The sequence below is a fragment of the Alistipes sp. HGB5 genome (assembly GCF_000183485.2).
In the GTDB taxonomy this organism is placed as follows: Bacteria; Bacteroidota; Bacteroidia; order Bacteroidales; family Rikenellaceae; genus Alistipes; species Alistipes finegoldii.
On record NZ_AENZ01000040.1, the window covers coordinates 103,220 to 123,974 of the forward strand.

At 55.2% G+C, this 20,755-nt stretch carries 28 protein-coding genes; 17 read left to right on the forward strand and 11 right to left on the reverse strand.

The features are described from left to right. Positions 1 to 18 precede the first annotated feature (18 nt). The 11 genes from HMPREF9720_RS06325 to HMPREF9720_RS16015 all read left to right on the forward strand — a co-directional run bounded on the left by HMPREF9720_RS06325 (position 19) and on the right by HMPREF9720_RS16015 (position 7,946). The gene (locus tag HMPREF9720_RS06325; protein ID WP_004304283.1) at positions 19 to 648 is read left to right on the forward strand and encodes a DUF4141 domain-containing protein; all 630 of its coding nucleotides are present in this window, start codon (positions 19 to 21) and stop codon (positions 646 to 648) included. 3 nt (positions 649 to 651) lie between these two features. Beyond that, the gene (gene traJ / locus HMPREF9720_RS06330; RefSeq protein ID WP_004291518.1) at positions 652 to 1,656 is read left to right on the forward strand and encodes a conjugative transposon protein TraJ; all 1,005 of its coding nucleotides are present in this window, start codon (positions 652 to 654) and stop codon (positions 1,654 to 1,656) included. Positions 1,657 to 1,687: 31 nt separating this feature from the next. Continuing rightward, a complete protein-coding gene (traK, locus tag HMPREF9720_RS06335; RefSeq protein WP_004291519.1) occupies positions 1,688 to 2,311 on the forward strand; it encodes a conjugative transposon protein TraK in 624 nt (207 codons plus the stop codon). Between the two features lie 27 nt (positions 2,312 to 2,338). Then, entirely contained in the window at positions 2,339 to 2,626 is a 288-nt protein-coding gene (locus HMPREF9720_RS06340; protein ID WP_018697145.1) for a TraL conjugative transposon family protein, read from the forward strand. Then, complete coding sequence (gene traM / locus HMPREF9720_RS06345) at positions 2,607 to 3,959, forward strand: conjugative transposon protein TraM (protein ID WP_004291521.1); 1,353 nt, start codon at positions 2,607 to 2,609, stop codon at positions 3,957 to 3,959. Before HMPREF9720_RS06340 ends, traM begins: the two co-directional genes overlap by 20 nt. Positions 3,960 to 3,993: 34 nt before the next feature. Beyond that, a complete protein-coding gene (gene traN, locus HMPREF9720_RS06350; RefSeq protein ID WP_004291522.1) occupies positions 3,994 to 4,980 on the forward strand; it encodes a conjugative transposon protein TraN in 987 nt (328 codons plus the stop codon). Between the two features lie 2 nt (positions 4,981 to 4,982). Next, the gene (locus tag HMPREF9720_RS06355) at positions 4,983 to 5,558 is read left to right on the forward strand and encodes a conjugal transfer protein TraO (RefSeq protein WP_004291523.1); all 576 of its coding nucleotides are present in this window, start codon (positions 4,983 to 4,985) and stop codon (positions 5,556 to 5,558) included. Positions 5,559 to 5,565: 7 nt separating this feature from the next. Further along, on the forward strand, positions 5,566 to 6,468 hold the full coding sequence (locus HMPREF9720_RS06360; protein ID WP_004291524.1) for a toprim domain-containing protein: 903 nt from the start codon (positions 5,566 to 5,568) through the stop codon (positions 6,466 to 6,468). Further along, positions 6,465 to 6,968: a DUF3872 domain-containing protein gene (locus HMPREF9720_RS06365; RefSeq protein ID WP_004291525.1), complete on the forward strand. Its 504-nt coding sequence runs from the start codon at positions 6,465 to 6,467 to the stop codon at positions 6,966 to 6,968. The genes HMPREF9720_RS06360 and HMPREF9720_RS06365 overlap by 4 nt, the downstream gene beginning before the upstream one ends. Next, positions 6,965 to 7,492: a glycoside hydrolase family protein gene (locus HMPREF9720_RS06370; protein ID WP_004291526.1), complete on the forward strand. Its 528-nt coding sequence runs from the start codon at positions 6,965 to 6,967 to the stop codon at positions 7,490 to 7,492. The genes HMPREF9720_RS06365 and HMPREF9720_RS06370 overlap by 4 nt, the downstream gene beginning before the upstream one ends. Before the next feature lie 64 nt (positions 7,493 to 7,556). Continuing rightward, the gene (locus HMPREF9720_RS16015) at positions 7,557 to 7,946 is read left to right on the forward strand and encodes a hypothetical protein (protein ID WP_004291527.1); all 390 of its coding nucleotides are present in this window, start codon (positions 7,557 to 7,559) and stop codon (positions 7,944 to 7,946) included. Positions 7,947 to 7,979: 33 nt separating this feature from the next. Here the strand turns inward: HMPREF9720_RS16015 and HMPREF9720_RS06380 are convergent, their stop codons facing one another. The 10 genes from HMPREF9720_RS06380 to HMPREF9720_RS06425 form a co-directional block, all read right to left on the reverse strand. Then, positions 7,980 to 8,288 (reverse strand): hypothetical protein, encoded by a 309-nt coding sequence (locus HMPREF9720_RS06380; protein ID WP_004304290.1) that lies wholly within the window; start codon positions 8,286 to 8,288, stop codon positions 7,980 to 7,982. Between the two features lie 53 nt (positions 8,289 to 8,341). Beyond that, a complete protein-coding gene (locus tag HMPREF9720_RS06385; protein WP_004291529.1) occupies positions 8,342 to 8,587 on the reverse strand; it encodes a DUF6956 domain-containing protein in 246 nt (81 codons plus the stop codon). Continuing rightward, positions 8,584 to 8,817: a DUF3873 domain-containing protein gene (locus HMPREF9720_RS06390; RefSeq protein ID WP_004304291.1), complete on the reverse strand. Its 234-nt coding sequence runs from the start codon at positions 8,815 to 8,817 to the stop codon at positions 8,584 to 8,586. The genes HMPREF9720_RS06385 and HMPREF9720_RS06390 overlap by 4 nt, the downstream gene beginning before the upstream one ends. Positions 8,818 to 8,836: 19 nt before the next feature. Beyond that, positions 8,837 to 9,094: a hypothetical protein gene (locus HMPREF9720_RS06395; RefSeq protein WP_004291531.1), complete on the reverse strand. Its 258-nt coding sequence runs from the start codon at positions 9,092 to 9,094 to the stop codon at positions 8,837 to 8,839. 24 nt (positions 9,095 to 9,118) lie between these two features. Beyond that, a complete protein-coding gene (locus HMPREF9720_RS06400) occupies positions 9,119 to 10,450 on the reverse strand; it encodes a PcfJ domain-containing protein (protein WP_004291532.1) in 1,332 nt (443 codons plus the stop codon). Next, on the reverse strand, positions 10,447 to 10,863 hold the full coding sequence (locus HMPREF9720_RS06405; RefSeq protein ID WP_004291533.1) for a PcfK-like family protein: 417 nt from the start codon (positions 10,861 to 10,863) through the stop codon (positions 10,447 to 10,449). The genes HMPREF9720_RS06400 and HMPREF9720_RS06405 overlap by 4 nt, the downstream gene beginning before the upstream one ends. 13 nt (positions 10,864 to 10,876) lie before the next feature. Further along, on the reverse strand, positions 10,877 to 11,098 hold the full coding sequence (locus HMPREF9720_RS06410) for a hypothetical protein (protein WP_004291534.1): 222 nt from the start codon (positions 11,096 to 11,098) through the stop codon (positions 10,877 to 10,879). Positions 11,099 to 11,109: 11 nt separating this feature from the next. Then, complete coding sequence (locus HMPREF9720_RS06415) at positions 11,110 to 11,325, reverse strand: hypothetical protein (protein WP_004291535.1); 216 nt, start codon at positions 11,323 to 11,325, stop codon at positions 11,110 to 11,112. A gap of 161 nt (positions 11,326 to 11,486) precedes the next feature. Continuing rightward, positions 11,487 to 11,873: a hypothetical protein gene (locus HMPREF9720_RS15420; RefSeq protein WP_009126113.1), complete on the reverse strand. Its 387-nt coding sequence runs from the start codon at positions 11,871 to 11,873 to the stop codon at positions 11,487 to 11,489. A gap of 495 nt (positions 11,874 to 12,368) precedes the next feature. After that, positions 12,369 to 13,709: a sn-glycerol-1-phosphate dehydrogenase gene (locus HMPREF9720_RS06425; protein ID WP_009597413.1), complete on the reverse strand. Its 1,341-nt coding sequence runs from the start codon at positions 13,707 to 13,709 to the stop codon at positions 12,369 to 12,371. Between the two features lie 379 nt (positions 13,710 to 14,088). On the opposite strand from HMPREF9720_RS06425, the gene HMPREF9720_RS06430 reads away from it, so the two are divergent. The 5 genes from HMPREF9720_RS06430 (at position 14,089) to HMPREF9720_RS06450 (ending at position 19,187) form a co-directional block, all read left to right on the forward strand. Further along, positions 14,089 to 15,282, forward strand: coding sequence for an FN3 domain-containing metallophosphoesterase family protein (locus HMPREF9720_RS06430; protein WP_009597361.1), 1,194 nt, complete (start codon positions 14,089 to 14,091; stop codon positions 15,280 to 15,282). Between the two features lie 9 nt (positions 15,283 to 15,291). Continuing rightward, on the forward strand, positions 15,292 to 16,188 hold the full coding sequence (locus HMPREF9720_RS06435; RefSeq protein WP_009597367.1) for a glycerophosphodiester phosphodiesterase family protein: 897 nt from the start codon (positions 15,292 to 15,294) through the stop codon (positions 16,186 to 16,188). Continuing rightward, on the forward strand, positions 16,188 to 17,054 hold the full coding sequence (locus tag HMPREF9720_RS06440) for an HAD-IIA family hydrolase (protein ID WP_009597409.1): 867 nt from the start codon (positions 16,188 to 16,190) through the stop codon (positions 17,052 to 17,054). Before HMPREF9720_RS06435 ends, HMPREF9720_RS06440 begins: the two co-directional genes overlap by 1 nt. A gap of 375 nt (positions 17,055 to 17,429) precedes the next feature. After that, a complete protein-coding gene (gene zupT / locus HMPREF9720_RS06445; protein WP_039940066.1) occupies positions 17,430 to 18,230 on the forward strand; it encodes a zinc transporter ZupT in 801 nt (266 codons plus the stop codon). Between the two features lie 3 nt (positions 18,231 to 18,233). Next, positions 18,234 to 19,187: a calcium/sodium antiporter gene (locus HMPREF9720_RS06450; protein ID WP_009597362.1), complete on the forward strand. Its 954-nt coding sequence runs from the start codon at positions 18,234 to 18,236 to the stop codon at positions 19,185 to 19,187. Positions 19,188 to 19,267: 80 nt separating this feature from the next. Here HMPREF9720_RS06450 and mutY read toward each other — a convergent pair whose 3' ends face one another. Continuing rightward, positions 19,268 to 20,305, reverse strand: coding sequence for an A/G-specific adenine glycosylase (gene mutY, locus HMPREF9720_RS06455; RefSeq protein WP_039940048.1), 1,038 nt, complete (start codon positions 20,303 to 20,305; stop codon positions 19,268 to 19,270). A gap of 80 nt (positions 20,306 to 20,385) precedes the next feature. On the opposite strand from mutY, the gene HMPREF9720_RS06460 reads away from it, so the two are divergent. Then, on the forward strand, positions 20,386 to 20,685 hold the full coding sequence (locus HMPREF9720_RS06460) for a GNAT family N-acetyltransferase (RefSeq protein ID WP_009597372.1): 300 nt from the start codon (positions 20,386 to 20,388) through the stop codon (positions 20,683 to 20,685). The last annotated feature ends 70 nt before the right edge of the window (positions 20,686 to 20,755 follow it).

Genomic DNA, 20,755 nt, shown 5'->3' on the forward strand with positions numbered 1-20,755 from the left:
ACTAAAATCCAAAGTAACATGAGAACAAGAATAACAATGATTATCTGCCTGTGCCTGCTTTTCGCGGGCAGGGCAAGCGCACAGTGGGTCGTAAGCGATCCGGGCAATCTAGCGCAGGGCATCATCAATGCCTCCAAAAACATCATCCATACCTCCAAGACCGCCACGAACATGGTGAGCAACTTTCAGGAGACGGTGAAAATCTATCAGCAGGGCAAGAAGTATTACGATGCCCTCAAATCGGTGAACAATCTGGTCAAGGACGCCCGCAAGGTGCAGCAGACCATCCTGATGGTGGGCGACATCACAGACATCTATGTGAACAGTTTCCAACGGATGCTCCGTGACGGGAATTTCAGACCCGAAGAGCTTTCCGCAATCGCTTTCGGCTACACGAAACTGCTGGAGGAAAGCAACGAAGTGTTGACGGAACTCAGGAACGTGGTGAACATCACCACGCTCTCCATGACCGACAAGGAGCGCATGGACGTGGTGGAACGCTGCCACTCGAAGATGAAGCGTTACCGCAACCTCGTGAGCTACTACACGAACAAGAACATCTCCGTGAGTTACCTGCGTGCGAAAAAGAAGAACGACCTCGACCGCATCATGGGGCTGTACGGGAACATGAACGAAAGATACTGGTAGCCTATGAAGTTCGACAACCTTCATCAGATTTTACGTTCACTTTATGAGCAGATGATGCCGCTGTGTGGGGACATGGCTGGTGTGGCGAAAGGCATCGCCGGGCTGGGTGCGCTGTTCTACGTCGCCTACCGGGTATGGCAGTCGCTGGCGAGAGCTGAACCGATAGACGTATTCCCGATGCTCCGTCCTTTTGCCATCGGTCTGTGCATCATGTTCTTCCCGACTGTGGTGCTGGGCACGATAAACAGCATCCTCTCACCCGTCGTACAGGGCACGGCAAAGATGCTGGAGGCGGAAACGCTGGACATGAACCGATACCGGGAGCAGAAGGACAAACTGGAATACGAGGCGATGGTACGCAACCCCGAAACCGCCTACCTCGTGTCCAACGAGGAATTTGACAAGCAACTGGAGGAACTCGGCTGGTCGCCCTCCGACATGGTGACGATGGCGGGAATGTATATCGACCGGGGAATGTACAACATGAAGAAGAGCATCCGCGACTTCTTCCGCGAGATACTCGAACTGCTGTTCCAAGCCGCCGCCCTCGTGATAGACACCGTCCGCACCTTCTTTCTCGTGGTGCTGGCGATTCTCGGTCCGATAGCCTTCGCCCTGTCGGTATGGGACGGTTTCCAAAACACGCTCACGCAGTGGATATGCCGCTATATACAGGTCTATCTGTGGCTACCGGTATCGGACATGTTCAGCACCATACTGGCGAAGATACAGGTTCTGATGCTGCAAAACGACATCGAGCGGATGCAGGCAGACCCGAACTTCTCGCTGGATTCGAGCGACGGGGTGTATATCGTATTCCTCTGCATCGGCATCATCGGCTACTTTACCATTCCCACCGTTGCGGGCTGGATTATCCAAGCCGGAGGCATGGGCGGTTACGGTCGCAACGTGAACCAGATGGCGGGACGAGCCGGAAGCATGGCGGGCAGCGTGGCGGGTGCAGCCGCAGGAAACGCAGTCGGACGTGTCGGCAAATTGCTGAAATAATCAATGTGCAATCATAAATTGGAAAATATAAATGGAATTCAAATCACTTAGAAACATCGAATCGTCGTTCAGGCAGATACGCCTGTTCGGTATCGTCTTCCTCTCGCTGTGCGCCGTGGTGACGGTGTGGAGCGTGTGGAACTCCTACCGTTTCGCAGAGAAGCAACGGGAGAAAATCTATGTGCTGGACAACGGCAAGAGCCTGATGCTCGCCTTGTCTCAGGATTTGTCGCAGAACCGCCCGGCGGAGGCACGGGAACATGTGCGCCGTTTCCACGAGATGTTCTTCACGCTATCACCTGAAAAAAGCGCGATTGAACACAACGTGAAACGTGCCTTGCTGCTGGCGGACAAGAGCGTGTACCACTATTATTCGGACTTCGCGGAGAAGGGGTACTACAACCGCATCATCGCCGGGAACATCAACCAAGTGCTGAAGGTGGACAGCGTGGTGTGCGACTTCAACGCCTATCCCTACCGTGCCGTGACCTACGCCACACAGAAAATCATCCGGCAGAGCAACGTCACCGAGCGCAGCCTCGTGACCACCTGCCGCCTGCTGAACGCATCGCGGTCGGATGACAACCCGAACGGTTTTACCATCGAGGGTTTCACCATCATTGAGAACAAGGATTTACAGACTATCAAACGGTAACAGGACATGAAAAGTATCAGAAAATCAATGTGGGGCATGTATTGGAAACTCCACGACAAACGGAAACGCTTGGCGGCAAGTCTCAAAGGGTATCTGGACGGCTTGCCGCCGGAAACACGCCGCCGCATCGTGCTGGGGATGTTCGCCGCCTTCGCGGTGCTTGCCCTTTACACCTTCGGCAGAGCCGTCTATGACATCGGCAGGAACGACGGCTCACATATGGAAACGGGACACGCCGGACGGGTGGAACTGCCGACCCCGGCGGAAACAGGCAATCACTTAACACCTTATTTATATGGAACAGACAAAGAATGAACCGACGAAAGAGAACAAAGCTGCTCCCGAAACGGGGAAACCGAAAAAGGAGCGCGAACCGCTGACAGAGGCGCAACGGCTGAAACGGCAGAAGATGATCGTGCTGCCCGCTATGGTGTTGGTGTTCATCGGGGCGATGTGGCTGATATTCGCCCCGTCCTCCGGCAAGGAGCAACCGCCGGGAACGGACGGATACAACACCGAGATGCCCGACGCTGACAAGGCGAACCGGCAGATTATCGGCGACAAGCTGAAAGCCTACGAGCATGGGGAGATGGAAGAGCGTCAGGAGAGCCGCAACCGTGCCATCGGGCAGCTGGGCGACATGTTCGACCGCGAGATAGCGGGAACGGAGAACGGAGTGGACTTCGACCTCGCCAATCCGGGCGGCAAGGAAGAAAGGGCAAAGCCAGCCACGCCGCAGACCATCCAGTCCTCCGCAGCCGCCTACCGTGACCTGAACGCCACGCTCGGAAACTTCTACGACCAGCCGAAAAACGACAATGCGGAGATGGACGAATTGTTGGAGCGCATCGCATCGCTGGAGTCGGAACTGGAAAGCGAGAGGGGCAAGGCTTCCTCTATGGACGAGCAGGTGGCTCTTATGGAGAAGTCCTACGAGCTGGCGGCAAAGTACATGGGCGGTCAGAACGGAGGACAGCCATCGGCGGAACAGAGGGCAGAGCCAACTACCGTGCAGAAAGGGAAGAAGAACAAGGCAATGCCTATCAGACAGGTGGAGCATCAAGTAGTTTCTTCACTCTCACAGCCTATGAGTAACGCGGAGTTTGTCGCCGCCTTATCGCAGGAACGCAACCGGGGTTTCAACACGGCTGTCGGCACGGCGGAGGTATTGGACAGGAACACCATACCGGCGTGCGTGCATGGGGCGCAGAGCGTGACGGACGGGCAGACGGTAAGGCTGCGCCTGCTGGAGCCTATGGCGGTGGCAGGCAGGACAATACCCCGGGGTGCGGTGGTGGTCGGCACGGGCAAGATACAGGGTGAGCGGCTCGACATCGAGATTACCTCGCTGGAATACGACGGCACGATTATCCCCGTGGAGCTTGCGGTCTATGACACGGACGGACAGCCCGGCATCTTCATCCCGAACTCGATGGAGATGAACGCCGTCCGGGAGGTCGCCGCCAACATGGGCGGCTCGCTGGGAAGCAGCATCAACATCTCCACCAATGCCGGGGCGCAGCTCGCCTCCGACTTGGGCAAGGGGCTGATACAAGGCACGAGCCAGTACATCGCCAAAAAGATGCGAACCGTCAAGGTGCATCTGAAAGCCGGGTACAGGGTCATGCTTTACCAAGAAAAATATTGAAAACAATAAAAATTACCACTAAAATCCAAAAGTAATGAGAAAAGTAATCATCATGTTTGCCCTCGCTATGGGCATCATAACTGCCAACGCGCAGGAGAATGTAACCGTTGAAACGACCAACGGAAGTGAACAACCGACCTTGACGAAGGAGGTCTATCCGCAGAAGGAGGCGGACGGCGACCTATATCACGGGCTGTCACGCAAGCTGACCTTCGACCGCATGATACCGCCGCACGGTCTGGAAGTGACCTACGACAAGACCGTCCACGTCATTTTTCCGGCGGAGGTGCGCTATGTCGATTTAGGCTCGCCCGACCTGATTGCCGGGAAAGCCGACGGAGCGGAGAACATCATCCGTGTGAAGGCTACCGTAAGGAATTTTCCCAACGAAACGAATATGTCCGTCATCACGGAGGACGGCAGTTTCTACACCTTCAACGTGAAGTACGCCGCCGAACCGCTGTTGCTCAACGTGGAGATGTGCGACTTCATCCATGACGGCAGCACGGTGAACCGCCCGAACAACGCGCAGGAAATCTATCTGAAAGAGCTGGGCAGCGAAAGCCCGATGCTGGTGCGCCTTATCATGAAGTCCATCCACAAACAGAACAAGCGCGAGGTGAAGCATATCGGCTGCAAGCGTTTCGGCATCCAATACCTGTTGAAAGGCATCTACACGCACAACGGCTTGCTTTATTTCCACACGGAGATAAAGAACCAGAGCAACGTGCCTTTCGATGTGGACTACATCACTTGGAAAATCGTGGACAAGAAGGTTGCGAAGCGTACTGCCGTGCAGGAGCAGATTATTCTGCCGCTCCGCGCGCAGAACTACGCCACCCTCGTGCCGGGCAAAAAGAGCGAGCGCACGGTCTTCACGATGGCGAAGTTCACCATCCCCGATGACAAGTGCCTCGTGGTGGAATTGAACGAGAAGAACGGCGGCCGTCACCAGTCCTTCGTGATTGAGAACGAGGATTTGGTACGCGCGGGTACCATCAACGAACTTCAAGTACGCTGACCATGAGAAAGTACATCGCAATAATCATCGCGTCGCTTGCCCTTTTTACAGGGCAGGCGCACGCCCAGCGGTGTCTGCCGAAGATGCAGGGCATCGAGGTGAGGGCGGACATGGCGGACGGCTTCAATCTCGGCGGCAAGGACGGCGGGTACAGCTTCGGGGCGGCTCTCTCCACCTACACGAAGAAGGGGAACAAGTGGGTGTTCGGTGGCGAATACCTGTTGAAGAACAATCCCTACAAGGACACCAAGATACCCGTGGCGCAGTTCACGGCGGAGGGCGGCTATTACTTCAAGATACTGTCGGACGCCCGAAAGATTGTTTTCGTCTATGCCGGGGCTTCGGCTCTCGCCGGATATGAGGCGGTAAATTGGGGGAAGAAGGTGCTGCATGACGGCTCCACGCTGCACGACCGGGACGCCTTCATCTACGGCGGTGCGCTGACGCTCGATGTGGAGTGTTACGTGGCAGACCGTATCGCCCTGCTTGCCAACCTGCGGGAGCGTTGCCTTTGGGGTGGCGACACACGGAAGTTCCACACGCAGTTCGGGGTCGGTATCAAGTTCATCATCAACTGACACGGGCATGGAAAGGACGGAAATAGATGCTGTCAGAAGGATGCCGCTTGCGGATTTTCTCGCACGGCTGGGGCATGAGCCTGTCAGAAGGAGCGGTAACGAGCTGTGGTATCTTGCCCCGTACAGGGGCGAGCGCACATCCTCTTTCCGTGTGAACGTGGCGAAACAGCTCTGGTACGACTTCGGTTTGGGCAAGGGCGGCGACATCTTCACGCTTGCCGGGGAGTTTCTGCAAAGCGATGACTTCATGAAGCAAGCGAAGTTCATAGCGGAAGCCGCCAATATGACGGTTGCCGGATGGGAAAAGCCCGTCTATCTCTCGAAGCCGACCGAATCCGTTTTTGAGGATGTGGAGGTCGCTCCGCTGCTCCGCTCACTGCTGACGGAGTATTTAGAGGAACGGGGCATCCCTTACGCCATCGCATCCCGTCACTGCTGCCGCTTGAACTACGGTGTGCGTGGGAAACGGTATTTTGCCGTTGGCTTTCCGAACATGGCAGGTGGCTATGAAGTCAGAAGCCGATATTTCAAGGGTTGCATACCTCCGAAGTCTGTATCACTGGTAAAGGCGAATGACATCCCGGCTGACGAGTGCCTCGTGTTCGAGGGCTTCATGGACTTTCTCTCTGCCGTGACGCTTGGTGTAACCGGTAACGCTGACTGTCTTGTGCTGAACTCAGTCGCCAACGTGGAGAAGGCGGCGGGATTGCTGGACGGATACGGGCGCATCGGCTGCTTCCTCGACCGTGACGAAGCCGGACGGCGGACGCTTGCCGCACTTACCATGCGATACGGGGAACGTGTCACCGACCGTTCCTCCCTCTATGACGGTTGCAAGGACTTGAACGAGTACCTGCAACTGACAACGAAAAAACAGAAAAACAACCATCTAAAAATCGAAGAACAATGAACATACTGAACAACAGAAACAAGAGAACATCAATATTCAAGGCAGTGGCGTTATGCCTGATAGCCGCCATGTCATTCACCCTCGTGTCATGTGACGATGACATGGACATCCAGCAGTCCTATCCCTTCACGGTGGAGGTCATGCCCGTGCCGAACAAGGTAGTAAAGGGGCAGACAGTGGAAATCCGCTGTGAACTGAAAAAGGAGGGCGACTTTTCGGGTACGCTCTATACCATCCGCTATTTCCAGTTCGAGGGGGAAGGCTCGCTCAAAATGGATAACGGCATCACCTTCCTGCCTAACGACCGCTACCTGCTGGAGAACGAAAAATTCCGCCTGTACTACACGGCGGCGGGTGATGAGGCGCATAATTTCATCGTGGTGGTGGAGGATAACTTTAGCAACTCCTACGAACTGGAATTTGACTTCAACAACAGGAATGTAAAGGACGACGATCTTACCATCGTTCCCATCGGCAACTTCAGCCCCTTGTTGAAATGATGCGTGTATTCATGACAATGCTCTGTTCACTTCTGACGGTCTGTTCTGTGTCCGCGCAGATCAGCCGCCAAGAGGGAACGGACGGGCAGGCGGCAATCTACCGACTGCCGCTTATGGAACGTGCTTTTTTATGCTGCCGCTACTTTGAAGGCTGGCACTCAGAAAAACACTACCCATACGTCGGTTGGGGTCACAAACTTTTGCCAAACGAGAAGTATTCGGCACGAACCATGACAAAACGGGATGCGGATGAACTTTTGCGGAAAGACCTGCGCAAATTTGTCGCCATGTTCCGTAAATTCGGGGTTGATTCGATTTTGCTTGGCACGTTAGCTTACAATGTGGGACCGGCGAAGCTGTTAGGCAGCAAAACAATCCCCAAAAGCACCTTAATCAAGAAGCTGGAAGCTGGTGACAGGAACATCTACCGTGAGTATATAGCCTTCTGCAACTACAAAGGAAAACGCCACGCCATGCTGCTCAAACGGAGAAAGGCGGAGTTTGCGCTGTTGTATATCCCATAAAAGGACTGACAAAACTGGCAAAAGACGTGCCATATTTAACTTGGCACGTCTTTTGCTCTATCACTTGATAGATTATCGTAGGATTTTCTCGTTAATTGACATCGTTGAGCCATTTTTGCCTATCGGTTTCCAAATAACACTTCAAGTTGTAAGTGTTGTGAGAGCAATACAAAACATAGTTATTAACCATAAAAAGTATAGCGAAATTATGAAGAAAGTATTTAGGAAAATTCAGAAAGGAACAACAAAAATGATTGAACGTATCAAATCGTTGGGGGAAATGGAGACGAAGCAGAAATGTGTAGTTCAACGGTTCGAGATTATCATTCCCCTCCACCAAAAAATAACGACCCAATATATAGCCTCCGCAAGTTTTACTTGCGGATTTTTTAGTTATCGCAGATTGGACAAAGGTTTCTTTGCTACTTTCTTTGTCCGCCATCATGCTCACTGAAAGAAAGTAGGGCGGCTCTCGCCGCCCCGCCACTCAAAAGCGTGTGTAAAGTCCCGTCACCATCGTGAACATTTCCTCCAGCATATCAAAATAGATACCCTCGTGTACGGCAATGTCCTTTGTCTTGCACTCAAAGGTCTTTTTGCTGAACGTCCTGCGGTAGAAGCGCATATTGTAGAGGTCTGCCCCTTCGTCATAGATGATGTCAAGGCGGTTGGCACTTGTTTTGTTCCTTGCAAGGCTCATCCGTAAGCCGTTGCCCATATCTATGAAATCACGGCTACCTGTCATGGCGGTGAAGCGTTTTCCGCCTATCTGCTGTAATATCGTCTTGGCTATCATATCTTTTGTTTTTAGGGTTTTAAGTATTGGCGGTGCGGACACCGCCATCCCGTTCAAAATTCTCGCATTTCGGAAATGGGGGTCTGCCGTTGTAGCCACTCTTTCACACATTCCATATTGTACTCGCTCGTGATGACTGCCGTATGGCTGTCGGTGGCGGTGAAACGTGTGCTTTCGTAATCATCTATCCACCCCTTGAGGGTGTCCGTTCCCCACGCTCCGGTATCGTCAAAGATACCGTCCAATGCCGTGATAGGTTCGCTGAACTTGACTATCAGCGTTTGATAGGTCGTGTTCATAGTCTGTCCTCCTTTCCCTTCTTTGCGTTCAGCCACTTGTCCCGTGCGGCTCGGCACTCGTCCAACGTGGGTTTGACACAAGAGAACAATTCTCTGTCTATGGGGTGGCGGTAGTCGTACTGCACAAGTGTCCGCCTGCGTCTTCCGATACCCGATTGGAAACGCTCGTATTTCTCCGTACCTGCTTCCGCGCAGGTGCTTACTCCGTTGATGGTCATTCGTGTTGTCATAATGTTGCTTTTTAGATGGTTAAAAATGTACTGACAGAACTCTGTTCTTCATCACCATTTCGGGGTTGCTTGTGTAGCGTTGGTGCAGGTAGAAATGGTGTGAGCCGAAGCCGTAAAGGAAAAACTTGTCAAGTTCGTGCTTCTCGGCAAACTCCTTTACGCTCTTTCTCAATTCCCCCTCACTCGTTGTGAGAGTGAGGAGGTTCACAAATTCAAGGAACATCGTGGGGATTGCATCATCCCACACACAAATCATACTTTCAATTCTTACTTCCATATCAATGTTGTTTTAGGGGTTATGCTATGCCGCTTTCATCCGCTCACGGATAAGGTTGGCGTTCTTGTTCACAAGGTCTATGATGCGCTCGTGATATTCGGTGTCCTGGTTGTGCTTGCCGTGGCACTGCACCACTTCGAGGGTTCGCAAGTCCACCTCTACGGTTTCAATAATCTCATCGCCAATCCTTGCCGATAGTATGAGGGTGTCGGCTTTCTTGTAGTATCCACTGCCAAACACGCAGATGCCCTGCGTCTTGCCCTCGTTGTAATACTCGTCTATGCTTTCAAGCACCTTGACGATTATTTCCTCGTCCGTGATTACCAAGCCGAAGAATTTGGATTTGTTGGCGATGAAATCCTCCGCATCTTTCTTTCGTTGGAGTTGTCGCTGTTGCTCACGCTCACGCCTTTCAATCTCCCAACGGCGTTGCTCTGCGGCTCTTTCCTTCTCGTGTATGGCTTCAATTTTTCGGGTTGCGTTGTCGTGTGCCGCCATGAAATCTTCGGGACAGATGTTCTTCGGGTTACGGAGGTCTTGACCGAGTTTTTTGAGCATACGCAGATAGTCGCACCACATTGAGAGGTTGTCTATCTGATACTTGTGACGCTTGGCAATCAGATATGATGCCCAACATTCATCGGCAGTACGGGTATTGAAAAGAAAGTGTTTCATGACCTCAATCTCACCGCCTTTCATAAGGGTTTCAATTCTTGGGTCTGAAAGCAAGGCTTTGAAAAGACGCACGGGGGAGATGCCGTGGAAATCGCCCTTGAAGCCGTTACGTCTGAGTTGGGGCAATATCCTCATCTTTGGATATGCACAGCTTCTTGCCACCACATCATCGTATAGGCTGTTGTGCGGTCTTACCTCCATATCGCTGCCTAATGCCCACACATCGCAATAGCAGAAAAGGAAGCCACGGAGCAACGCCATGTCCGTAACCTTGCCGTCGGGTGAAATCCAACGCTGCACGACCTCGTGGCAGTAGAAACGCATCGGTTCGCCTTTCCTGCTCTCGCATCTGACCTGCGCCACGCGGATTACCTGATACCCTTTGCAGGTGGTTATCACGCTGAAATTCTGCGTTTCCTTGTAGATGCGTCTGCGTGTGTCCTGCACTTTGAGTTCGGCATGGCATTTGGGGCAGGTGCAGCCTTCAAGGGTGTCGCATAGTCCGCTGTCGCTGTGCCACTCGTGACCGCAGTCGGAACAGGTGATGTTCCCTTTCTTGGTGCGGTAGCCGATATGCTCAACGCAGTGGCGGTATGCCCAATCTATTTGTGTCGCTGATATGGGGCGAAGGTTGGCGGAAAGTCTTGCCACCTCTTTCTGTATCTTGGTCTTCGGTTTCATAAGCCTAAATCAAATAATGAGGGTTGGGGTTGGTTTTCTTTTCTCGCTGACGGTCTGTGGCGGTTCTGCAACTTGCGGAGTTCCTCCTCTTGGTATTTGCGGACAGCGTTCTGACGTGCCTCCGCCTTTTCCTCTGCCGTGAGTTTCACAACGTGGTTCACAACCACTTGGCAGTCCATCGGTTTGCCCACCTCTATCTCGTTTTCCTCATAGTAGTGGATGGCTTGCCCGAATATCTCTCCGTCCGTGAAACCGTTGCAACCGCTTTTCTGCACATAGTTCAGAATGTGGGTCACGCACTCGTCCATGTTCTTGGCAGGGTTGCGGTACTTCTTTGCAAATAGCGCATCTTCCTCCGCACGCTGTTCCAAGTACATATATATCGTTCTCTTGAAATGGTCTGTTCCTTTCATATCGCTGTCATTTTTAGATTATCTGTTTCAGTATCTCTCTCCAATAGGTCGGCTCTACCTCGCTGAGAAGGAAGTCCATGAAATCCCTCCGTGCGTCCTTGTTCAGTTCGTGGTACAATCTTCGGAAAGTTTCAAAATTGCCGTTGATGTACGTTTCCACCATATACACGAAGATGTTGTCCACCTCGTAATATCTGCACTGCTGCGCTGCCGTCTTGCTGTTTCTTTTTGCCATGTCGGTAAGGGTTAAAGGGTGAATAACCAAAGGATGAAGCCAAAGAAGGCAATGGTGGAAAGGATAGCCACGATTACACCTATCGCCACTCGGAACACTCCGTTTACAATCTCTCTGATGATGCCCCAAAGGATGCCGAACACCCCGAAGGCGGTGCGCATCATCAAGCCGCATATCGCCAACCCGATGTGTTGCGCCATTTGTCTGAAATTTGCCGTTGCCGTCATATCTTCGCTGTTTTTGATTTTTTTGTTTTTAATGCGGATTCAAGAGCTGAGGGAGTTGAGTTTCAAACTATCTTATCTGCCTCTCGTTTATCCGACATTTTTTTTATGCGTCTTTCTGTCGCATCGGTCGTTTTCGTTTCGGGTGCTTGAAAAGGTAGGGATTAGGGAATGCAAGGTTTTTCGGTCAAAATACTACCCGCAGGGCTGGAGATTTTTACCGAAAACAGGAGGCTTGACCTTGCTTTCCCGTCCAATCCCGGAATTACCTTTGCGCCCAGAACGAAAATGACTGACTGATGCGGCTTACTGAAAGGCGCAAAATGGAGGTAAACGAAAACAGAGGCAGATTGTGTAGAAAAAAACTTCAGGGGAAAATCCGTAAAAAAAAGAATCACCAAAAGGAAAAAGACATCACCGGAAGCGTGAAAAGGGCAAACCACAACAAAGGAAGTATGATTGTTTCCGATCCGACGGAACTTGTTCAGCCGGGTGGCAACAATCATTCTTCCCGGTTTGTCCGGCTGTGTGTGGGCGCCTGTTTCATTCATGGGGCAGGCTGACACACTCTGCATTCACTTTCCGCTTCCGGCAAAAGAGACAGCGAAAAAAGAAAAATCATTTGAAAACCCGTAAAAGCACCTCTTGGCATAGGCGCAAAAGAAAGGGGCATTGCTTCATCTGTCTAAACATCGTTTAGGCGTGAGGCAATGCCCTTTTCTCCAGCTATGCGGTAGTCGGCACACGTTTGTTCCAAACTCGTTTTGGGCAATGGTGTGCCGACGGACAATACCGCTTTTACGGAAAATTCTTATGAATGAGGGGATAAAAAACGGGAGTTTATATCAAAATCTCGAATTAAATAGCTACTTTTGCATACGAAGAGTTCTTTGAAGGTTACGCAACGCGCAGAAGGATAATGCAGTAGATAACTAACTAAATCGTAACCTATTACTATCAAGAGCAATTAACCTACGCTCATTTCCAATAAATTACACTCTTTTCGTAACTTCAGAAAGCAAATATACTACTTTATTTCCCAAATGCTATTTTATTTCCCAAATTCCGCCTTTTCCGAAGAGTTTGTCGAGCCATTCATCCATCCATCCGCAGCGGAACGCGATGTCGATCACCGTAAAGCGGCTGCGCATGTAGGGTATCTTTTCGAAGCTGGCGCGGAACTTGGCGCGCGAAACGCCGATATGCTCCGGCTCGTAAGGCGCACCGACCAGTTCGAGACGGCGGCGGACCTCGCCGAAGGGAATGATCTGCCGGCGGATATGGCCGCTCAGTGCGGGCCACGCCTTCTGCAGACGCTGCAGCTGGCGGCGCAGCCCCTCCTTATCGACATACTTGCCTTTGGTCTCGACCAGACCGCGGGCCACGAACTCAGGATCGTTGTCGAAAATCCGGTAGATATCCTTTTCGGTCTCCTCCCACGATTTCCATGCGGCGACGCATTTTTCGACGTCGAGCGTCTCGACCGGCGTATCGAGCAGCATCTCGATAAAAGCCGTCGAAGCCAGCGTGCCGATGCCGACCTTGAAACCGTGCGAGACGGATGCGCCGTTGTATTTGAGGTGCTCCATGTCCCAAAGGTGGCTGAACTGGTGTTCGGCGCCCGACGCGGGGCGGCTCGACTGCGTAGCCTGCATCGCGAAACCGCTCAGCAGCAAACCTTCGGCCAGCTGTTCGACCTTGGCCACATTGCCGGCACGCACGCCTGCGGGGTCGCAGAGGGCGTCCTTCAGTCCGTCCTGCACCACCGAAAAGGCGAATTCGTCGAGCAGTTCGGAGCCGACCGCATCGGCGAGCATCCAATCGGCCCCGGCCGGAATCTTCGCAATCAGGTCGGCATATCCCGACGCCGACATTTTCGCAGGCGCGGCGGCGGCGATCGTCGGATCGAGCACCATGCCCAGCGGAGCCGGACAGTCGAAGGTCTGTTTGTTGCCGTCCTTGGTGATCGAGGCTCCGTAGGCCGTATAGCCGTCCATCGACGCCGCGGTTCCCACGACCATATAGCGGCGCCCGTTGTGGTGCGAGCAGAGTTTGGTCAGGTCGTTGATAACGCCCGATCCCACTGCGACGGGAATGGCGTCGGTGCGGGACAGCACCCCGTCCAGCTGTTCGACGAACGTCCACTCGGCATAAAGCTTCGGATCGGTGAAAACATGCGGCTCGTCCTGCGCAACACCCGCCTGAGCCAGAATCCGGTGAACATCGCCTCCGGCCGCCCGCCACGTATTGGCATCGGCGACGACAAGCGCACGCCTGCCGGGAAAGAGTTCCTTGAACATATCCGCGACCCGCGGAAGGGTTTCGATTCCGATCACCAGAGCTTTGGTATCGGTCGTGCGCGACAGAGCGCTTTCTACTTTATTCATTACTATTGATGATTGAATTAATTCACATAGGAGCGACAAAAGGGCATCCAAAGCAAAGGCAAATATATATAATTATTTGTTTTCACACAACAAATAGCACTATATTTTTTCCTTTTTTATTTCTTTACAACAAAACCACAACGCAAAAACAGCAAAAAAGATTTCTTTTTCAGGATTATTCCCTTTAGAACAGAAGCCCGGCTTCTCCGCAGCAAGCGACCGCCCGAACCGACAACCGCCCATATCGGTCCTGTCCCACCGCCGGGCAACCCCTCCGGCAATAAAAGCGAAATAAATGCAAAATCTATTCGGTTTCGTTTTGGAACCTGAGGGATTTTACCTATTTTTGTAAATCAGAAGCACAACAGAAAGAAACAATATGAAAAATACGCTATTTCTATTAATTTGCTTTTTAGCATCATTACCCGCAAGTCCGGCATTTTCACAACCGTCGGCACGCATCGCCGGAGGTCCCTACCTCCAGAACGTGACCGAGGACGGATTCACCGTAATCTGGACGACAACGACGGACGCGGCGGCGTGGGTCGAAACGGCCCCCGATGACGGAACGCACTTCTATGCCGTCGAACGCCCCAAATACTACGACTCGCACCTCGGACGGCGGCGTCTGGGCAAACTGCACCGGGTGCGCGTCGGCGGACTCGAACCGGGCAAAACCTACCGCTACCGCATCATGCAGCAGGCCGTGCTCAGCGACGAAGGCAACAAACGGGTCGTATTGGGCGAGGGCTACGGCAGCGACATACTCAAACACGCGCCCTATCCCGTCACCACGCCCAGCGCGGACCGTAACGAGTTGAAATTCTGGATGGTGAACGACATCCACGGCCGCGATTCCGTCTTCCGACTGCTTATCGGGGACGCCCCTAAACAGAAGCCCGACTTCGTATGTCTGAACGGCGACCTGCTGAATTCGATCGAATCGGAGAAGGCGCTTTTCGAAGGATTCCTCGCATCGGCGTCGGAGCTGCTCACCCCGGCGGGCATTCCGCTCGTCGTGATGCGCGGCAACCACGACGGACGCGGCAAGTTCGCCCGGCACTGGCTCGACTACTTCCCCACGCCGACCGGCGAAAGTTACTATACGTTCCGCCGCGGTCCCGTCTTCTTCGTCGTACTCGACGGCTGCGAGGACAAACCCGACAGCGACATCCGCTATTACGGGCTTTCGACCGCCGACGCTTACCGCGAACAGCAGGCGCAGTGGCTCAGGGGCGTAGTCGCCGGCGAAGAGTTCCGGTCGGCGCCCTACCGCATCGTCCTGATCCACATGCCGCCCAACAAGGGACGCGGCTGGCACGGCGAGCTGGAGATCGAACGGCTGTTTCTCCCGATACTCGACGGAAGCGGCATAGACCTGATGCTCTGCGGCCACTACCACCGTTACCAATGGATCGACGACCGGAGCCGCGGCGCCGATTTCCCGATCCTGATCAATTCCAACAACGACAAAACGGTCGTCAAGGCCGACGAAAAGGGCATCGACATCCGGGTAGTCGATACGGCAGGCAATGTGCTGAAAGAACACAAGATTACGAAAAACAACCGATAAAAACCATCCATGAAAACTTTCAGACTACTGACAGCCCTTACGCTGGGCACCCTGCTGTGGGGATGCGCCGAAAGCGGCAAAAAGGCCGAAGGACCTTTTTACACCGACATCGAAAGCCGCGCCCAGCTGCACGACTGGTTCCGGTACGCACCGGAGCGTCCGATCGTCGTCAGCGGCCACCGCGGCGGCATGGTGACGGGCTATCCCGAAAACTGCATCGAATCCTTCGAGAAGACCCTCTCGATGATGCCTTCGTTCTTCGAAATCGACCCGCGCCTGACCAAGGACAGCGTGATCGTGCTGATGCACGACGCCACGATCGACCGCACGACCACCGGCACGGGCAAGGTGTCGGACTACACCTTCGAAGAGTTGCAGCAGTTCTTCCTCAAGGACCGCGAAGGCAACGTCACGCCCTATAAGATTCCGACGCTCGAAGAGTGCATCGTCTGGAGCCGGGGCAAGACCATCCTCAACCTCGACATCAAGGACGTGCCGCTGGAGGTGATGTCGGACTTCATCAACCGGCTGGCGCCCGCCAACGTAATGTACACCGTGCGCAACGCCCGGCAGGCCCGCACCTACTTGGACCGCGACCCGCAGGCGATGTTCTCGTGCTGGTGCAAGAACATGAAGGAGTTCGGCGAATACGCCGAAGAGCGCATTCCGTGGTCGCAGATGATGGCCTATGTCGGCACGATGATGCTCCCCGACCAGCAGGAGCTTTACGACAAGCTGCACGAGAAGGGCGTGATGTGCATGATTTCGCTCGCCCCGACCCACGACCGGCGGGCGACCGACGCCGAGAAAATCAAAGGTTACGAACTCGAAATCCCCACGGGATGCGACGTGATCGAAACCGACTATCCCTACCTGTTCCAGCATCTCAATCTAACACGAAAATAATGGCAACATTCGACAAATTCCGCTCGGTTTACACACACGACGAACTGATGGAGCGGCTGCGCGGCATCAAACACGTGGCGCTCGACATGGACGGCACGATCTACATGGGCATGTCGCTCTTCCCCTACACCAAACCCTTCCTCGAAGGGCTGAAAGAGCTGGGAATCGGCTATTCGTTCCTGACCAACAACCCCTCCAAATCCATCGCCGACTACCTGCACAAACTCGAAACGCTGGGCATCCGCGCCACACGCGAGGAGATGTATACGACGGCGCTGGCGACCATCGACTACATCAAACAACACTACCCCGCAGCCAAACGGCTCTTCCTGCTCGGCACGCCGAGCATGATCTCGGAGTTCGAAGCTGCCGGGTTCGAATCGGCGGCGGATTCGGCCGACGACGTGCCCGACGTAATCGTCGCGGCGTTCGACATGACGCTGCAATACGACCGGCTCTGCCGCGCGGCATGGTGGGTGTCGCAGGGCGTACCCTACATCGCCACCAATCCCGACCGCGTATGCCCCACCGACCAGCCGACGGTGCTGGTGGACTGCGGCTCGATCTGCGCCTGCATCGGGCATGCCACGGGACGGCGTCCCGACATCACGCTCGGCAAGCCCGATCCCAACATGCTTTCGGGCATCCTTTCGCGCCACGGCCTCAAGCCCGACCAGATCGCCATGGTCGGCGACCGCATCTACACCGACGTGGCGATGGCCCACAACGCCAAAGCGATGGGAGTGCTGGTGCTTTCAGGCGAAACGACGCTCGACGTAGCCGACAAAGCCGATCCGCAGCCGCACATCACCGCAGACAGCATCGAAGTGCTGGGCCGGCTGATCCGCGAGGCGCACGGCAAATAGGCAGGCCCGCCTCCGCACCGGGGGCATATCCGGCAGAACGGAGCGGGAAAGCCATGTTCGGACCAACGAAGCGAAAACCCCGTCTAGACCAAAGGACGGGAACAGGCGTACACGAACCAAAGCACGAAAACAGCCGCGCTCGTCCCAAAGAACGGGAACAACCGCACACGGACCGGCAAGCCGGAACGACCTGCACCGACAAAGGGGCCGGAACAGCCGCGCACGGGCAAACAGACCGGAACAGCCGCGCACAAATAAAACAGGCTGCAATTATGCCGGCATCAGAAAAACCGAATCCAAATGGATTCGGTTTTTCCGTCTCTTTCGCCGGAAAAGCACTATATTTGCGAAGTCAACGACAAACCGCATATCAATATGGAGCACAATATCCTCATCCCGCTGCTGCTGACGCTCGGAGCAGGTCTGGCCACCGGCATCGGCAGCGCGATCGCCTTTTTCGCCCGCCGCACCAACAAGCGGCTGCTGTCGTTCTCGCTCGGACTGTCGGGCGGCGTGATGATCTACGTCTCGTTCGTCGAGTTGTTCCAGCAGGCGCAGATAACTCTTTCGGAGGAGTGGGGCGCGCATACGGGGATAATCGTCACCGTGGTCAGCTTCTTCGCGGGCATCCTGCTCATCGGCGTCATCGACCGGCTGGTTCCCTCGTTCGAGAATCCCCACGAGGCCCACATGGTCGAGGAGATGGACAAACAGCCCCGCAACCCCAAACTGATGCGCATGGGCATGATGACGGCGCTGGCCATCGGCATCCACAACTTCCCGGAAGGTATCGCCACCTTCACGTCGGCCGTGGACAACATGGCGCTGGGCGTGGCAATCGCCGTGGCGATCGCCATCCACAACATTCCCGAAGGCATTGCGGTCTCGATTCCGATCTTCTACGCCACGGGCGACCGCAAAAAGGCGTTCAAACTCTCGCTGCTGTCGGGACTCGCCGAGCCGGTCGGCGCACTGCTGGCCTATCTGGTGCTGATGCCCTTCATGTCGCCGACGCTGATGGGCTGCATACTGGCCGGAGTCGCGGGCATCATGGTCTTCATCTCGATCGACGAACTGCTGCCCGCAGCCCGCGAATACGGCGAAGCTCACATTTCGATTTACGGCGTGGTGGCCGGCATGGCGCTCATGGCCGTTAGCCTGATTCTGCTTGCATAGATTATGGACATTCTGCTGCTGATCGTCGGACTGGGACTGATTCTCGCCGGCGCAAATTTCCTGACGGACGGCTCGGCCGCCGTCGCGCAACGCTTCCGGGTTCCGGAATTCATCATCGGCCTGACGATCGTCGCCGTAGGCACCTCGACGCCCGAACTGGTCGTCTCGGTACTCTCGGCCGCGGCGGGCAACAGCGACGTGGCGATCGGAAACGTCGTCGGCTCGAACCTCTTCAACGTCTTTCTGATCCTCGGCGTCTGCGCCCTGATCCGGCCGCTGCCCCTCACCCGGAGCAACATCCGGCGCGACATTCCCTTCGGCATGGCCGCGTCGCTGGTTCTGCTGGCCGTCACTTCGGACCGCCTGATATGTGCGGGGGCGGCGGACAGAATCGGCCGCATCGACGGCATCGTCATGGTGGCGCTCTACATTGCGCTGATGTGGTTCACGATCCGCACCACGAAACGGCCCGAAGCGGTGCCCGCCGATGCCGGCGCCAAAAAGCCGGCGGCCCTCTGGCTGGCGGTCGTCATGATCGCCGGAGGACTCGCCGGGCTGATTTTCGGCGGCGACATGTTCCTGAAAAGTGCCACGGAGATCGCCCGCAGGCTGGGCATCAGCGAATCGGTCATCGCCATTACGCTCGTCGCGGGCGGCACATCGCTGCCCGAACTGGCCTCGTCGGTCGTATCGCTGCTCAAAGGCAAGTCCGAAATGGCGCTGGGCAACGTCATCGGGTCCAATATCGCCAATATACTGCTGATCCTCGGCGTGAGCGCGACGATCCGCCCGCTGACGATGGGCGGCATCACGACGACCGACATTCTGATGGTGGTGCTAAGCTCCCTGCTGTTGCTGCTGACGGCGTTCACCTTCCGCAGGAAGCAGATCGACCGCTGGGAGGGCGCGATCTTCCTGATGATATACGTCGCCTATATCTGGTATCTGATACGCTGACGGACAGATACACGGGCAAAACGTGCCGTCTCCCGGCGGCGTTTGCACACAAGACGAATCCCTGCCGCGGCAGGGATTTTTCACGGCTGCCGGTCCAGATAGCGGTCGATCAGCCGCGGCACGGCATAGTCGCCCAGCGTGGCGGTCGGCACGGAGGGGAAATCCACCGGGAAAGAGATCTCGATGCGGTGGAACACGGCATGCAGCGTCTGGTGCGAGAGCTGGTGTTTCGGCATTGCGACGCTCCGCAGCAGACGCCATTCGACGCCGTCCAACAACGTTCGGAACTCTTCCGAATCGGTTAGTTCCGAAAAATCCGCCGCACGGTCCGTCTCGATCATCGGAAACTCGTACAGCCCCTGCCAGATGTCGCCTTCCCCGCGCCGCCGCAACAAGGTCCGGTCGCCGCATGTAACGTGCAGGTAGTTGAACCAACGGTCACGCACCTTGGTTTTCGACTGCTTGACGGGACGCTCCGCAACCGTTCCTGCAGCCAGAGCCAGACAGCGCGACGCAAGCGGACAGTCGGCGCATCCGGGCTGCGCCGGAGTGCATTGCAGCGCCCCGAAATCCATGACGGCCTGATTGTAACGCCCCGGACAGCGCTTGTCGAGCCGCATCTGCGCCAGTTCGGCGAACGTGCGCTTTCCGGCCGTGGAGTCGATCGGAAGGTCGATATCGAAAAGCCGCGCCAGCACCCGGAAAACATTGCCGTCGAGCACGGCGCAGGGAGCGTCGTAAGCGGCCGAGCAGACGGCCGCGGCGGTATAGTCGCCGACGCCCCGCAGCGAGCGGACCTCGTCGTAAGACCGGGGAAACACGCCTCCGAACCGCGCCGCGACCTGCCGCGCCGCGGCGTGCAGGTTGCGCGCACGGCTGTAATAGCCGAGTCCCTGCCACAACTTGAGCACCTCGTCCTCCGGAGCGGCGGCCAGCGACCCGACGTCGGGAAAGCGCTCCGTGAAGCGCAGGTAATAGTCCATGCCCTGTGCGACGCGGGTCTGCTGGAGGATAACTTCGGAAAGCCAGATGCGGTAAGGATCGCGGGTGCGTCTCCAAGGCAGATCGCGGCCGTGTCGGGCGTACCAGTCCAGCAATATATCGGAAATGTTGTCCATATTCTGTCTGCAAAAATAGCAATTTTCCCGTTTAGGCTCTATATTTGAAGAAACCAAGCCGACATCTAAAACTCAGGATTATGGAAAAGAAACACGAACTGATCGACAACGCTGCGGAAAAGCGATACGAATTCGACCTCGACGGGGATCTCGCCATGATCGAATACATCAAGGCGCAGGGATTCATCGTCCTGACGCACACCGAGGTTCCCGAAAAATACGAAGGACAGGGCATCGGCTCGGAGCTGACGCGCGCCGTATTGGAGGATCTCCGCGCCAAGAAACTGCCGATGATCCCCCAGTGCCCCTTCGTCGCACAATACATCTACCGCCATCCCGAATGGGCGGACGTGGTGCTGAAGGAAGTACCCGCCAAATAACGCAGGAACCGGCCGGACAAGCGGTCTCAGACGATTTCACCCCTGCGCAGCGAAGTGCGGCAGGGGTGAA